Origin of the sequence: Rathayibacter sp. AY1F3 (assembly GCF_002931975.1) — a bacterium.
GTDB lineage: Bacteria > Actinomycetota > Actinomycetes > Actinomycetales > Microbacteriaceae > Rathayibacter.
Genome location: NZ_PSVF01000030.1, coordinates 1 through 13,758 on the forward strand (window position 1 = coordinate 1; position 13,758 = coordinate 13,758).

Below are 13,758 nucleotides of genomic sequence, written 5' to 3' on the forward strand. Positions count from 1 at the left end.
GGAAACGCCCGGTCACATTCCGAACCCGGAAGCTAAGACTCTCAGCGCCGATGGTACTGCAGGGGGGACCCTGTGGGAGAGTAGGACACCGCCGGACACCATTCACGATGGCCACCCAGAAATGGGTGGCCATCGCTGTTTAACCACCACCTCGGATCCCCGCTGCTCACTGGAGCGCGGTGCGGGTTAGGGTGGTGCGACGGTTACGGCCGTCCTCCCCGCCCTCGGGCGGGTCAACTCCACAGAGCATCACCACGACAGGCGAGGAAAGCATGGACGACTCAGGATCCGACCGCAACGACCGGGACTCCGGACGTCGTGACGAGCGGCCGCCTCGCGCCGGCGGCCCCGGCCGCTCCTCGAACGATCGCGGCGGCTCGGGCGATTCCCGCCCCCGCCGCGACGGTGATGCTCGTCCTCCCTATCGTGGCGGTGGCGATTCCCGTCCGCAGCGTGATGGTGATTCGCGTCCTCCTTACCGCGGTGGTGGCGATTCCCGTCCGCAGCGTGATGGGGACTCCCGTCCGCAGCGTGATGGGGACTCCCGTCCTCCTTACCGTGGCGGTGGGGATTCGCGTCCGCAGCGTGACGGGGACTCCCGGCCTCCTTACCGTGGCGGTGGGGATTCGCGTCCGCAGCGTGATGGTGACTCGCGTCCTCCTTACCGCGGTGGTGGGGATTCCCGTCCGCAGCGCGATGGGGACTTTCGTCCTCCTTATCGCGGTGGCGACTCTCGTCCGCAGCGAGACGGCGACTCTCGTCCTCCTTACCGTGGTGGTGGGGATTCCCGTCCACAGCGCGATGGGGACTCTCGTCCTCCTTATCGCGGTGGCGGCGACTCGCGTCCGCAGCGTGATGGTGACTCGCGTCCTCCGTACCGCGGTGGCGGCGACTCTCGTCCGCAGCGTGACAGTGGCTCTCGTCCTCCTTACCGCGGGGGTGGGGATTCCCGTCCTCAGCGGGATGGGGACTCCCGTCCTCCTTACCGTGGAGGTGGGGATTCCCGTCCGCAGCGGGACGGTGACTCGCGTCCTCCCTATCGCGGTGGCGACTCGCGTCCGCAGCGAGACGGCGACTCTCGTCCTCCCTATCGCGGTGGCGACTCGCGTCCCCAGCGTGACGGGGACTCCCGGCCTCCTTACCGTGGAGGTGGGGACTCGCGTCCGCAGCGGGATGGGGACTCCCGCCCTTCGTACCGTGGTGGCGGCGACTCCCGTCCGCAGCGTGACGGGGACTCCCGTCCTCCGTTCCGCGGTGGATCGCGCGACGGGGGAAGCCGGCCGTGGTCGGACGATCGTCGGGGCGGCGGAGACCGCCAGGGTGGCGGACGCGGACGCGAGGGCTTCGGCGGCGGACGCGGCGGCCCCCGCGAGGAGCCGGAGCTCACCGAGGAGGAGCGCGAGCGGCGCTCCCTCCAGTCGGTGCGCCCGCGCCACGACGACCCGGACCTTCCGGACGACGTGCAGGCCAAGGACCTCGACAAGGTCGCCCGCAACGAGCTGCGCACGCTCTCGAAGGACAACGCCGAATGGGTCGCCCGTCACCTGGTGATGGCCGGCCGCCTCCTCGAGGAGGACCCCGAGCTGGCGCACCGCCACGTGCTCTCGGCGGCCCGCCGCGCGGGACGCATCGCCGTGGTCCGCGAGTCGCTGGCCATCTCGGCGTACGCGACGGGCGACTTCGCCCTGGCGCTGCGCGAGCTGCGGACCTTCCGTCGGATCTCCGGCTCGGACGAGCAGGTGCCGCTGATGGTCGACTCCGAGCGCGGCGTCGGCCGACCCGACAAGGCGCTCGAGCTGGGACGGTCGATCGACCGCACCACGCTGAGCCCCGGCGCGCAGGTGTCGCTGGCCATCGCCATGTCCGGCGCCCGCCTCGACCTCGGCCAGGCGGAGCTCGCTCTCATGGAGCTCGAGATCCCGCAGCTGGACCCGGACCGCGCGTTCTCGTACAGCCCGGATCTCTTCGCCGCCTACTCGCTCGTCCTCGAGGAGGTCGGCCGCTCCGAGGAGGCGGCCGAGTGGCAGCGTCGCGCCGACATCGCGGCGCAGGCCGTCTTCGCGGCCGAGGGCGGCGGTGACGACGAGACGATCGAGGTGATCGAGGAGGAGCACGAGTCGGCCGACGCCACGTCCGCTCCCGATCGCGCCGAGGAAGGGACCGCGGTCGACGACGCGGACGACTACCTGGACGACGAGGACGGCCCGACCGCCGTCGACGACGCGGACGAGGACGAGGTCCACCGGACTGTGTCCGAGGAGATCGACGACGACGACGACGCGGACGCGGACGACGCCGACGCGAGCGCTGACGCCGACGCCGACCTCGTCGACACGGACGAGCCGACCTTCGCGGACGAGTCCCTCGAGTCCGACGATCTCGCCGAGACGGACCCGGATGAGGCTCTCGACTCGGCTGACCCGACCGCCGACGAGTCGGTCGAATCCGCCGGCACCACCGAGGAGGACGCCGATGTTCCGCAGCAGCAGGACTGAGCCCACTCCCCTCGACGGCCGCGACTCCGTCCTGGCCGACCTCGACGGGGTCGTCTACAAGGGTGCCGACGCGATCCCCTTCGCGGTGGAGAGCCTCAACCGCGCGGCCGAGACGCTGCGGGTCGGCTACATCACCAACAACGCCTCCCGCACGGACGCCTCCGTCGCCGGGCACCTCTCCGAGCTGGGGCTGAGCGTCCGGCCCGAGGACGTCGTCACCTCCCCGCAGGCGGCGGTCGTGCTGCTCGCCGACCTGGTGCCGGCCGGCTCGACGATCCTCGTCGTCGGGGCGGAGGGCCTCACCTCCGAGGTCGAGCGCGCCGGGTTCACCGTGACGCGCAGCGCGGAGGACTCGCCGGCGGCGGTCATCCAGGGCTTCGCGCCCACCGTCGGCTGGGAGCAGCTGGCCGAGGCCTCGTTCGCGCTCCACACGGGGATCCCGTGGGTCGCGACGAACACCGACTGGACGATCCCCGTCGCGCGCGGCATCGCCCCGGGCAACGGGACCCTCGTCTCGGCCGTGCACACCGCGGTCGGCCGGCTCCCGGTCGTCGCGGGCAAGCCCGAGCGGGCCATCTTCGACGCGGCGACCGCGCGCTTCGGCTCGACGAACCCGCTGTTCCTCGGCGACCGGCTCGACACCGACATCGCCGGCGCGAACGGCGCCGACATGGAGAGCGCCCATGTGCTCACCGGGATCGACCGGGCCAAGCAGCTCCTCGCGGCGGAGCCCAAGCTCCGGCCGACGTACATCCTCGGCGACCTTCGCGAGCTGCACCTGCCCTACCCGGCGACGACGGTCTCGCGGAACGGCACGCACGCCGTCCGCGGCGCCAAGGTCCGCCTCGACGGCGACTCCGTGGTGATCGTGGACGCCGGCGACGACGCGACCGATCTGCTCCGGGCCGCCTGCTCGGTGATCTGGTCGTCCGGCCGCGCGATCTACGGCCTCGACGTGCCGGAGTCGCTCTACAGCTGAGCCTGCTCGGCGGGCTCCCGGCGTCCCTCGCGGCGCAGGAGCCCGTCGAGCCGGCCGGCCAGACCGACCGCGACGATCGCGATCAGCGCGGCGTACGAGAAGGTCGCGGCGAAGACCCCGGTCCCGGCCCCGATCAGGCCGGTGACCGCCGCCGCGAGGAGGCCCGTCAGCGCGAGGGAGACCGAGGCGCCGGTCGAGTCGGCGATCTGCAGGGCCGAGCTGTTGAAGCCCTCCCGGCCCGGAGCGGAGAGCGCGAGCGTCATCGTCCCCATCCGCGGGAACATCGTGCCCATGCCGCCGCCGGCCAGGAACCAGCCCACGCCCGCGACGATCGGGCTGAGGGCGAGCACCGTGACGAGCAGCACGACTCCGATGCCGGCGAGCACGAGCGACGTGCCGAGCCGCATCGCTCCGCCGTGGCTGAGGCGGGTGCCCGGGCGTCCCTGGAGGTTCGAGCCGAGAGCCCAGGAGACGGCGCCCGCGGTGAGCATGGCGCCCGAGAGCCAGGGTGGCAGGCCGTACTGCTCCGAGAGCAGCAGCGGCAGGTAGACCTCGGTGCCGAAGAACGCCGCGGCGACGAGGGCGCGGAGGAGGATCACCGACGGCAGGACGCCCCGGGCGCGCAGCGTGCCCGCGGGCAGGAGCGCGCGAACCGCCACGACCACGACCACCACGGCGGCCGCGGCCAGGAGCCCGGCGAGGTCGGGCGCGAGCTCGGCGCTCGTGCTCAGCACGACGACTCCGGCCGAGACGACCACGGCGCGGGCGATGCGGCCGACGGCCCGGCGATCGAAGGGGAGGCGCTCGCGCGGCTCGAGCGAGCGGAGCGTCGGCGCGATCGCGGCGCTCGCGAGGGCCACCAGGGCGACGACTCCGAAGAAGACCCAGTGCCAGCTCGCGAGCTCGGCGACGATTCCGGCCACCAGCGGCCCCACCAGCGACGGCACGACCCAGGCCGCGGCGAAGGCGCCGAAGATCCTCGGATGCAGCTCGCTCGGGTAGACCCGCGCGACGAGCACGTAGAGGGTGACGGTGATCCCTCCGCTGCCCAGCCCCTGCAGCAGGCGGGCCGCCACGAAGACCGGCATCGACTGCGCGGCACCCGCGGCGACGAGACCCAGGGTGAAGAGCAGGATCGCGACCACGAGCGACGGCGTCGGGCCGCGGCGGTCGGCCGAGGAGCCGGCCGCGACCATCCCGACCACGGCGGCGGCGAGCGTCGCCGCGAAGGCCAGGGGGTAGAGGGCGCGGCCGTCGAGGTCGGCGCTGACGATCGGCATGATCGTCGTCACGGCGAGCGACTCGAACGCGCAGAGGAAGACGAGGCTCGTCGTTCCGATGGTCGTCAGGAGGAGGGGAGCCGAGGTGATGCCGCGGCGATCACGAGAACGCACCTGCTCAACAGTACGCCGAGCGCACGGCCGGTCAGCGGTAGACGGCCCAGTCGTCCTTCGCGAGCACCGTCGGGGTGCCCTCGATCTCGACCAGCCAGCCGCGGTCGTCGCGCTCGAGGTAGCGCCCCTGCACGATCTCGGGGGCCCAGCCGCCGTCGCGGGAGGAGATCCAGCGGACGAAGCGGACGGTGCCTCCGCGCCGGAACAGTGTGCCGTTGTGGTCGCTCATGCGGGGATCTTCTTCACGGAGAGGTCGTCGGGCGACGAGGTTTCGGGGAGGAGGTGGAGGCCGAGGCGGCCGTTCGAGGCGTTCGAGAGCTCGCGCAGCCAGTGCGGGTTCAGATCGATCGCGGCGGTGCCGTCGTACTCGTAGCGGGTGGGGATGCCGGGGTGCAGCCACAGCTCGGACCGGCGGCCCTCGGCGTCCTCGGTCGTGAGGAGGAAGCCCTCGCCGCGGCGGAACCGGGAGGTGATCACGGTCTGGAGGTGGGCCAGGGCGCGGTCCTCGAAGGAGTGCGAGCTGGCGGGTGCGCCGTAGAGCAGTCGTCCCATCGCGCGCACCTCCTCGCCGTCGGCGGCGCACGGAAGGCGTGCCGCACCGTCGACACTAGGTATTGCTAAGTCGGTTGACTAACAGTCTCGGCGCCGACTGCGCTTTCGGGACACACGCCGTCCGATCGCCGGAGAAGTGGTTCGATGGGGACAGCGAGTTCCCGTCCGGGGCACCTGCCGCTCGGAAGGTGCACCTCGATGGACGCTCGGCCAGACCTGTTCGCTCTGCTCACGCGATTGCGCACCGCGGAGCGCGACTACGACGGCCGCGTGGAGCGGCGCCTCGGCATCGGAGCCACGGATCTCGCGGCTCTGCGGCTGATCGGGGTCGGGGAGCAGCGCGACGAGATCGTCCGCGCCGTCGACCTGGCCGCAGCCCTGTCGATCACGACGGCGGCCGTCTCCCTCCTCGTCGACCGCCTCGCCCGTGCCGGCTACGTGAACCGCACTCCCGACCCGTCCGACGGCCGCGGCCGCATCCTCTGCCTGACAAAGCGCGCGCAGACGGCCATCATCGGGACCGACGACCCGACCTACGAGCAGATCCGCGCGATGGTCGCGAAGGTGCCCGAGTCGGAGGCCGCGACCGTCGCGGTGCTGCTCGACGGCCTCAGCCGCATCCTCGAGGGGCAGCCGCCGCCCGAGCTCGTCGACTGATCAGCTCTGCAGGGTGGCGCTCGGCGACTCGCCGAACCGCTCGGAATAGGCCGCGCTGAAGCGGCCCGCGTTCCCGAAGCCCCAGTGCCGGGCGACGGCGGCGACCGTCGTCCCGTGGGGCGGGCTCGCCGCCAGCTCCACTCGGGCGCGGTCGAGCCGCACCAAGCGCAGGTAGGCGATCGGGCGCATCCCGAGCACCCGCTGGAACGCGGACTGCAGGCCCCGGACGGTCAGGCCCGACGCCGCCGCCATCTCGGCGGGGCCGATCGGCTCGCTGCAGTGGGCGTGCACGTACTCGACGGCCGTGCGGACCCGCGCGTTCCGGGGGGCGAGGAGCTCGGGCGGGACCGGAGCGGACTCCGGAGGGTAGAGGTCGAGCAGCGCGGAGGCCGTGGCACGGGTGAGCTCGTCCCAGAGCAGCGGCTCGACGCGCTCGCTGCGCAGCGCGCGGGCGGAGTCGGCGACGGCCGTGCGCCAGCGGCGGATCGCCGCGGCGTCGGGGCGGTGCTCGGAGTCGAAGACGAGGGAGCCGACGAGGCCGCGCTCGGCGGCGACCCGGTCGACCACTCCCCGGTCGAGGTGCACCAGGCGCTGGTCGAAGTCGACGTAGTCGAAGGCGAACGGCCGGCCGACGGGGAAGAGGACGGGACGGTTCTCCTCCATCGCGATCGAGGCGCGGCCGACGTCGATCCGGCCGGAGCCGCCCACGATCCACTGCACGACGACGTCGTCCGAGTCGCCCACGCCGCCCGCGAGGCGCCCGGACATCCGCGAGGTGCGGAGGGTCATCCCGCCGTCGCCGATGGCCGCGTAGCGGTAGCTGAAGTCGGCCGCGGTGGTGGCGGCGCGCCACTCGTCGCCGTTGTAGAGCCGCGCAAGGCTGTGCCGCGCCTCGTCCGGATCCTCGCCGCGGGCCTCCAACCGGACTCGAGGGTGGTGATCGTCCACAGGTCGTTCCGGTGCCTCAGCGCGTGAGACGCTCGATGAGCTCGCGGTAGCGCGCGGCCGTGCGCTCGACGATCTCGGACGGGAGGGTCGGCGGGAGGCCCTGGCCGTCCCAGTTGTCGGAGAGCCAGTCGCGCACGATCTGCTTGTCGAACGAGCGGCCGCGGATGCCGGCGTCGTAGTCGTCGGCGTCCCAGTAGCGGGAGGAGTCGCTCGTGAGGACCTCGTCGCCGAGGGTGACGACTCCGGTCCCGCGGTCGACCCCGAACTCGAACTTCGTGTCGGCCAGCAGCACGCCGCGGGCCAGGGCGATGGTGGACGCCTCGCGGAAGACGGCGAGCGAGAGGGTGCGCAGCGCCTCTGCGGCCTCCTCCCCGACGATCTCGACCGTGCGCTCGAAGGTGATGTTCTCGTCGTGCTCGCCCTGCGGGGCCTTCCAGGCCGGGGTGTAGATCGGCTCGGGGAGCGCGTCGCCGTCCTGGAGGCCCTCGGGGAGCGGGACGCCGCAGACGGAGCCCGTCTCCCGGTACTCCTTCCAGCCGCTGCCGGAGAGGTAGCCGCGCACGACGCACTCGATCGGGAACATGTCGAGCGTCTTCACCAGCATCGACCGGCCGCGGACCGCCTCGGGGATCGCGCCCGGGATCAGATGGTTGGGGACGTCGGAGAGCTGCGCGAACCACCAGAGGGAGAGCGTGGTCAGCAGCTCGCCCTTGCCGGGGATTCCGGGCTCGAGGACCGCGTCGTACGCGCTGACCCGGTCGCTGGCGACGACGAGCATGCGGTCGGCGCCGAGCACGGGGTCGGCGTCGTCGGGGGTGTAGAGGTCGCGCACCTTGCCGGAGTAGGCGTGCTGCCAGCCGGGCAGCGGCGCCGTGGTGTCGAAGGACAGGGAGTCGTCGCGGGTCACCGCACCATTCTCCCCGATCCGGGAAGCCTCGCGGCTCCTGAAGACCTCTTGTGTCCTGGCGGATCGGGGCTGTCAAGCACGCGCGGCCGCCGATCCCGCGCGCCTAGCGTCGAGACATGACCTCGCAGAACGACCAGACTCCGCAGAACGACCAGTACACGTTCCAAGACCCGACCGCGATGTTCGCCGACATCGACACGGAGGCCCAGTACCAGGAGGGCTCCGGCCTCGACTCGAAGATGGACGACCCCGCCGACCGCGGCGAGTCGAGCTACCGCGGCTCCGGCCGCCTGACCGGGCGCAAGGCGCTCGTCACCGGAGGCGACTCGGGCATCGGCGCGGCCGTCGCCATCGCCTACGCCCGCGAGGGCGCCGACGTCGCGATCGTCTACCTCCCCGAGGAGGAGTCGGACGCGAAGAAGGTCGTCGCGCTGATCGAGGAGGCCGGCCGCACCGCCGTCGCCATCCCCGGCGACATCACCGACCACGACTTCGCGGTGGGCGCCGTCGCGAAGGCCGTCGAGGGCCTGGGCGGACTCGACATCCTCGTCAACAACGCGGGCAAGCAGCAGCACGTCGAGGACTTCCTCGAGCTCTCGGACGAGCAGTTCGACGAGACCTTCAAGACCAACGTCTACGCGATGTTCTGGATGACGAAGGCGGCCGTGCCGCACCTCGCCCCGGGCTCCGCGATCATCAGCACCTCGTCGATCCAGGCCTACCAGCCGTCGCCGATGCTGGTCGACTACGCCAGCACGAAGGCCACGATCAACACGTTCTCGAAGGCGCTCGCGCAGCAGCTCGCGCCCAAGGGGATCCGCGTGAACGTCGTCGCCCCGGGCCCGATCTGGACGCCGCTGCAGACCGCGGGCGGCCAGCCGTCCGACAAGCTGCCCGAGGTCGGCTCGCAGACGCCGCTCGGACGCTGGGGCCAGCCGGCCGAGCTCGCTCCCGCCTACGTGTTCCTCGCCTCCCCGGAGTCGAGCTACGTCGTCGGCGAGACGCTGCACGTCAACGGCGGCATGCCCACGCCGTAACACTCGGCGCTCACGGCGGGCCCGGTCGCGGCGCGGAGGAACCCTCTTCCGCGCCGTGGCGGGGCCCGCCGTTTTGGTTGTCGTAACAATCGACTGCTGTGCAGGTTCGTGCGCGAGAGTCGGTGCATGACCGATTCCCTGCCGATCCTCGACCTGTCCCGCCTCGACCAGGGGGAGGCGGAGGCCGCCGCCTTCCGCCGCGACCTCCGGGAGACCACGCACGACGTGGGATTCTTCTACCTCGTCGGCCACGGCGTGCCCCAGGACCTCCTCGACGACGTCGTCGCCGTCTCCCGCCGCTTCTTCGACCTGCCGGAGGAGGAGAAGCTCGCGATCGAGAACACCCTCAGCCCGCAGTTCCGCGGCTACACCCGCTTCGGCGCCGAGCTCACCAACGGCGACGTCGACTACCGCGAGCAGGTCGACATCGGCATCGACCGACCGGCCGTTCCCGCCGGGCCCGGCGTCGCCGACTACGAGCGCCTCGAGGGGCCGAACCTCTGGCCCGAGGCGCTGCCGGAGTTCCGCGAGGTCTTCGAGCGCTGGCACGCGGAGCTCGCTGCGGTCGCCATCCGGCTGCTGCGCACCTGGGCCGTCGCGCTCGACGCCCCGGAGGACGTGTTCGACGAGGCGTTCGCCGAGCGGCCGTTCTCGCTGGTGAAGGTCGTCCGCTACCCGGGCACCTCCGACCCGGAGCCCAAGCAGGGCGTGGGCGCGCACCGCGACGGCGGCGTGCTGACGCTGCTGCTGGTCGAGCCCGGCAAGGGCGGCCTGCAGGTCGAGCACGACGGCTCGTGGATCGAGGCACCCGCGATGGAGGGCGCGTTCGTCGTCAACATCGGCGAGATGCTGGAGCTCGCCACGGGCGGCTACCTCAAGGCCACGCTGCACCGCGTGATCTCGCCGCTGATCGGAACGGACCGGATCTCGATCCCGTTCTTCTTCAATCCCGCGCTCTCGGCCACCATGCCCTCGCTCCCGCTGCCCGAGGAGCTCAAGTCCGGCCTCTCGGTCGACCCGACGAACGCGCCGATCCTCGAGACCTACGGCGAGAACGCGCTGCGCTACCGGCTCCGGGCCCACCCGAACGTGGCGGCCGCCCACCACGCGGACCTGCTCGCTCCCACCGTCTGACCCAGGAACGACGAAGGGCCCCCTTCCGCGCGAGCGCAGGAGGGGGCCCTTCGTCGTCAGTGCGTCAGCAGCGCGCGGCGGCCACGGGGACCGTCGCGGTGAACGCGGGCTGGCCGGTCGCCGATCCGGTCACCGTCACCGTGCCGGCCGGCATCGAGGCCAGGCGGGTGGTGAAGGCGGCGGAGGCGGACGATCCGGGAGCGACCGCGGTGAACGACTTCGAGCCGTAGGCCGAGGCGATCGTGACGTCCGCGGCAGCGGTGTCGGTGTTCTTCACGGTCGCGGTGAGCACGATCTTCCCGGCGACGCAGCGCGTGGCGACGGCGGGGACGAGCTCGAGGGTGTCCAGCGGGACGGCGGCCGAGACCGACGTGCGCACCAGCTTGTCCGCGTACCCGGTGTAGGAGGCCGTGACGCCGGTCACGCCCGCCGGGACCGAGACGCTCGCCGAGCCGCCGGAGAGCGGGACGGTCGAGGTCCACGAGCCGCCGGTGAAGGTGACCGAGCCGACGACGTCGCCCTTGTCGGCCGCCGCGACCGTCGCCGTGACCGTGCGGCCGTCGGCGGTGAGGGTCGTGGTGGAGTCGACGGCGGTGACGCCGGTCCAGTTCTTCATGGCGGTGAGGACCGTCTGCGGGACGCTCACGAACGCGCCGTGCCGCGGGCTGGCCGGGAGGCCGGCGCGGCTCTTGGGCGAGACGTTCCAGTCGGCCGACTGCGAGAGGCGGTTCGTCTGCGAGCTGCCGGCGATGGCCGCTCCGGAGGTGAGGAAGGCCTTGTAGCCGCCGTCGCCGTAGTTGTCGACGAGGAAGGCGTAGCCGTCGCCCGTGCCGGTGGTGTCGTTCGGGTCGCCCGCGTTCAGCTTGATGATCTCGGGTCCCTCACCGGCCTGGCCGGTCTCGAGCGAGGTCATCCGGGTGTCGGTGAGCTGCCAGGTGGTGTTCGGGTCGGCGCTCCAGTTCGAGGAGGTCGTCCCGGCGGTCAGGACCTTCGACTTCTCGAGGAAGATGTCCTTCCCGGCCTCGAGGGTGCCGGCGGCGCCGCCCTCCTCGTTCTTCGTGAAGCGGTAGTAGTAGTCGCCGATCTTCGTGATCGTCGAGTCGATCCGCGCGTAGCCGGTGTCCTGCCAGGTGGCGGGAGGAGCGGTGAACGTGCGGAAGTCGCGGGTGATCACGGAGAAGACGCGGGAGTAGAGCTTGTCACTGTTGGTCTTCGTCGCGTCGGAGTAGAGGCGCGAGGAGAAGAACACGACGTAGGACTGCAGGGCGTCGTCCCAGTACGCCTCGGGCGCCCAGGTCATTCCGGCGGCCGGCTGGTTCACCGTGATGCCGGTGTCGGCGCCGTTGGTGCGGGTCCACTGCACCAGGTCGGCCGACTCCCAGACCTCGATCTTCAGGCTGCCCTTGGACTGGGCGTCGCCCCAGCCGGTGCCGCAGGAGATGCAGAGGTCGGTGGCGACCATGTAGTACTTGTCGCCGTTGTGCGAGCGGAGGATGAACGGGTCGCGCAGGCCCTTCGTGTCGGTCGTCGAGGTGATGACCGCCTTGCCGCCGTTGACCGGCGAGAAGGTGAAGAAGTCGTTGCCCGAGGTCGCGGCCTGGTAGATCTTCTCGTCGCCGTCCGACTTGAAGTACGCCGAGGCGTAGCCCGCGTCGGGAGCGGTGCGGCCGAGCTCGGCGACCGTCAGCGTGAAGGCGCGCGTCTCGGTGACGCCGTTGAGGGTGGCCGTCGCGGTGAGGGTGACGGTCCTGTCTCCGGAGCCGTAGGCCGGCCGGGTGACCACGCCGCCGCCGCGGTAGGGGTCGGCCGCGCCGACCGCCGGAGCCCCGTAGGAGGTGTTCGTCGGCGTGACGAGGGCCGGGTCCGAGGAGGTCCAGGTGATGTCGGTGCCGTTCCGGGCGCCCTTCACCGCGAGGGGGAGGTTCTCGGTGGTGCGCGTGGCGAGCTTCAGCGCGTCGAGGTCGTCGTTGATGCTCGGGGCGAGCACGACCACCTCGAAGGCGATCGTCGCGCCCTGGGCGGTGGTCGCCGTCAGGGTGACCGGGGTGTTCTGCGCGATCGAGCGCGAGACGACGCCGGTGGCCGAGACGACCGCGCTGTTCGAGGAGGTCCAGGTGAGCGGGACGCCGCTGCTGGAGGCGGGCAGCGTCAGGTTCGAGGAGACCTGGGTCAGCGACGGGTTGCCGGCCAGCAGGACGGGCTGGATGTCCGAGCGCAGCAGGGCGGAGGTCGCGGACGCCTTCGCCGCGGCGGTCGGCATGCTCGAGGCGACCTGCTCGGCGGTGAGGGAGGTGTCCCAGAACTTCACGTCGGTGACGTCGGCGGTCACGAGCGCGTCGCCGGAGTAGAGCGAGCGGCCGAGGTAGCCGAGCGTGGACCCGGTCGGGACGATGCTCGCCATCGACTTCATGGTGTTCGCGGTCGAGATCTGCGTGCCGTCGCGGTAGAGGGTCAGCACGGTGCTCGACCCCGTGCCGGTGCCGACGAGCGTGAGCGTCGTGAACCCGGGGTTCAGCGTGCCGCCGAACGGCATGCGGGTCTCGCCGTTGCTGGTGGGCTCCTTGACGCGGATGCCCGCGAGGACCTGTCCGCTGGGCGAGCCGTCGGGGTTGCGCGGGTTCACGAAGACGTGGTTGCCGAGCTGCGTGGTGTTCCACGGGCCGACGCCGTCGCCGATGACCCAGCCGAACTGGTTGGCGGTGGTCTGCGTCTTCACCGTGTACTCGACGGCGAACGCGTTGTCGGCTCCGGTGACCGGGCCCTGGGGCAGGCTCGCGTAGCCGTCGTTCTTGAACCGGGCGACCTGGTCGCCGCCGGCGTTCGCGAAGGACGCGTCGGTGAGGCCGGTCAGGGTGGCGTTGCGTCCGTTGCCCGAGATGTCGAGCAGGGCCGAGCCGGCGTGGGACATGTCGTAGTGCGCGGTGGGCGCCGGGACGTCGACGGCCTGCGCCGAGACGGGGACGAGAGCGCCGGTGAGGGCGACGCTCGTGCAGGCGAGAGCGGAGAGGAAGAGGGATCGCACGCGGCGCCGAGGCGCGGCGGCAGGGGGCTCCGGGGAGCGTCGTCTCATCGTCGAGACCTTTCCTTCAGGGGAGGGATGCGCCGAGCCGAGGGGACCGACGCGTGTGTTCACGTTAACATGTGAGCCGCCTCAGAGCCATGGGGGAATTGCTCCGGCGGCGAGAGCGAACCATGCGACAGGGGAGCGCTTCGGCGCAAGACCTGCACCCCCGAGCGCCCAGGGCGTAGCGTGAGCGCACCGCATCCTGGCCCCCGGTGACGGAACCATGCCCATCCGCCTGCCCTGCGAGGACTTGACCATGACGACGCTCTTCCACACCGGTGGCTCCCTCTCCCTCGACGACGCGACCGCCGACGCCGTCGTCCGCTACTCGCTCGCGCTCGCGCAGCGGCACCGGATGAGCACGGTCAGCGTCGCCGACGACTCGGCCCCCTCCTCCATCGTGACGCTCACCGTCGGGCTCGGCGTCCCCCTGGTCGTCGCGGGCAGCGATGGCGCAGCGGCGGAGTCGAGCGCCGAGATCCTCGAGCGCCTCGACGCGCTCGACGGCGCGGGCGGTCCGGTGCCCGCCTCGGACGTCGACCCCCGCGCGACGTGGGAGCTCGAGAACGAGTACTGAGCTCCGAGCCGCGG

At 71.9% G+C, this 13,758-nt stretch carries 13 protein-coding genes and 1 rRNA gene; 7 read left to right on the plus strand and 7 right to left on the minus strand.

Annotated elements, in window-relative coordinates:
* A 5S ribosomal RNA gene (rrf, locus tag C5C39_RS14415) occupies positions 1–97 on the plus strand; the annotation flags it as partial.
* Between the two features lie 184 nt (positions 98–281).
* Here rrf and C5C39_RS17315 read toward each other — a convergent pair.
* The gene (locus tag C5C39_RS17315; protein ID WP_146083950.1) at positions 282–1,436 is read right to left on the minus strand and encodes a hypothetical protein; all 1,155 of its coding nucleotides are present in this window, start codon (positions 1,434–1,436) and stop codon (positions 282–284) included.
* On the opposite strand from C5C39_RS17315, the gene C5C39_RS14425 reads away from it, so the two are divergent.
* Entirely contained in the window at positions 1,422–2,495 is a 1,074-nt protein-coding gene (locus C5C39_RS14425) for a hypothetical protein (protein ID WP_258075848.1), read from the plus strand. The genes C5C39_RS17315 and C5C39_RS14425 overlap by 15 nt on opposite strands.
* Positions 2,473–3,474: an HAD-IIA family hydrolase gene (locus C5C39_RS14430; protein WP_104226795.1), complete on the plus strand. Its 1,002-nt coding sequence runs from the start codon at positions 2,473–2,475 to the stop codon at positions 3,472–3,474. The genes C5C39_RS14425 and C5C39_RS14430 overlap by 23 nt, the downstream gene beginning before the upstream one ends.
* Here the strand turns inward: C5C39_RS14430 and C5C39_RS14435 are convergent.
* Genes C5C39_RS14435 through C5C39_RS14445 form a run of 3 tightly spaced genes read right to left on the minus strand, consistent with a single transcriptional unit; the run spans position 3,465 to position 5,420 of the window.
* Positions 3,465–4,868 carry an MFS transporter gene (locus C5C39_RS14435; protein WP_258075849.1) on the minus strand — a complete coding sequence of 468 codons (1,404 nt, stop codon included), beginning with the start codon at positions 4,866–4,868 and terminating at the stop codon, positions 3,465–3,467. The two genes, C5C39_RS14430 and C5C39_RS14435, sit on opposite strands and share 10 nt — an antisense overlap.
* Before the next feature lie 31 nt (positions 4,869–4,899).
* Positions 4,900–5,097 carry a hypothetical protein gene (locus tag C5C39_RS14440; RefSeq protein WP_068256013.1) on the minus strand — a complete coding sequence of 66 codons (198 nt, stop codon included), beginning with the start codon at positions 5,095–5,097 and terminating at the stop codon, positions 4,900–4,902.
* Complete coding sequence (locus C5C39_RS14445) at positions 5,094–5,420, minus strand: hypothetical protein (protein ID WP_104346214.1); 327 nt, start codon at positions 5,418–5,420, stop codon at positions 5,094–5,096. The genes C5C39_RS14440 and C5C39_RS14445 overlap by 4 nt, the downstream gene beginning before the upstream one ends.
* Before the next feature lie 198 nt (positions 5,421–5,618).
* Here C5C39_RS14445 and C5C39_RS14450 point away from each other — a divergent pair, with 198 nt between their 5' ends.
* On the plus strand, positions 5,619–6,077 hold the full coding sequence (locus tag C5C39_RS14450; protein ID WP_181135764.1) for a MarR family winged helix-turn-helix transcriptional regulator: 459 nt from the start codon (positions 5,619–5,621) through the stop codon (positions 6,075–6,077).
* Here C5C39_RS14450 and C5C39_RS14455 read toward each other — a convergent pair whose 3' ends face one another.
* Positions 6,078–6,998 carry an AraC family transcriptional regulator gene (locus C5C39_RS14455; protein ID WP_104353698.1) on the minus strand — a complete coding sequence of 307 codons (921 nt, stop codon included), beginning with the start codon at positions 6,996–6,998 and terminating at the stop codon, positions 6,078–6,080. It lies immediately after the preceding gene.
* A 43-nt stretch (positions 6,999–7,041) separates the two neighbouring features.
* Complete coding sequence (locus tag C5C39_RS14460; protein ID WP_258059453.1) at positions 7,042–7,932, minus strand: phosphoribosylaminoimidazolesuccinocarboxamide synthase; 891 nt, start codon at positions 7,930–7,932, stop codon at positions 7,042–7,044.
* A 116-nt stretch (positions 7,933–8,048) separates the two neighbouring features.
* Between C5C39_RS14460 and C5C39_RS14465 the strand changes: the two genes are divergently transcribed.
* On the plus strand, positions 8,049–8,969 hold the full coding sequence (locus C5C39_RS14465; protein WP_104295690.1) for a glucose 1-dehydrogenase: 921 nt from the start codon (positions 8,049–8,051) through the stop codon (positions 8,967–8,969).
* A gap of 126 nt (positions 8,970–9,095) precedes the next feature.
* A complete protein-coding gene (locus tag C5C39_RS14470; protein WP_104223790.1) occupies positions 9,096–10,103 on the plus strand; it encodes an isopenicillin N synthase family oxygenase in 1,008 nt (335 codons plus the stop codon).
* 64 nt (positions 10,104–10,167) lie between these two features.
* Here the strand turns inward: C5C39_RS14470 and C5C39_RS14475 are convergent, their stop codons facing one another.
* Positions 10,168–13,125 carry an immunoglobulin-like domain-containing protein gene (locus C5C39_RS14475; protein WP_258075850.1) on the minus strand — a complete coding sequence of 986 codons (2,958 nt, stop codon included), beginning with the start codon at positions 13,123–13,125 and terminating at the stop codon, positions 10,168–10,170.
* A gap of 298 nt (positions 13,126–13,423) precedes the next feature.
* On the opposite strand from C5C39_RS14475, the gene C5C39_RS14480 reads away from it, so the two are divergent.
* Entirely contained in the window at positions 13,424–13,744 is a 321-nt protein-coding gene (locus tag C5C39_RS14480) for a hypothetical protein (protein ID WP_104353699.1), read from the plus strand.
* The last annotated feature ends 14 nt before the right edge of the window (positions 13,745–13,758 follow it).

What these genes read in the sequence shown, in the direction of transcription:
- C5C39_RS14430 (WP_104226795.1), top strand. Translation starts at nt 2,473, where the DNA reads ATGTTCCGCAGCAGCAGGACTGAGCCCACTCCCCTCGACGGCCGCGAC.
- C5C39_RS14440 (WP_068256013.1), bottom strand. Translation starts at nt 5,097, where the DNA reads ATGAGCGACCACAACGGCACACTGTTCCGGCGCGGAGGCACCGTCCGC.
- C5C39_RS14445 (WP_104346214.1), bottom strand. Translation starts at nt 5,420, where the DNA reads ATGGGACGACTGCTCTACGGCGCACCCGCCAGCTCGCACTCCTTCGAG.
- C5C39_RS14450 (WP_181135764.1), top strand. Translation starts at nt 5,619, where the DNA reads ATGGACGCTCGGCCAGACCTGTTCGCTCTGCTCACGCGATTGCGCACC.
- C5C39_RS14465 (WP_104295690.1), top strand. Translation starts at nt 8,049, where the DNA reads ATGACCTCGCAGAACGACCAGACTCCGCAGAACGACCAGTACACGTTC.
- C5C39_RS14470 (WP_104223790.1), top strand. Translation starts at nt 9,096, where the DNA reads ATGACCGATTCCCTGCCGATCCTCGACCTGTCCCGCCTCGACCAGGGG.
- C5C39_RS14480 (WP_104353699.1), top strand. Translation starts at nt 13,424, where the DNA reads ATGACGACGCTCTTCCACACCGGTGGCTCCCTCTCCCTCGACGACGCG.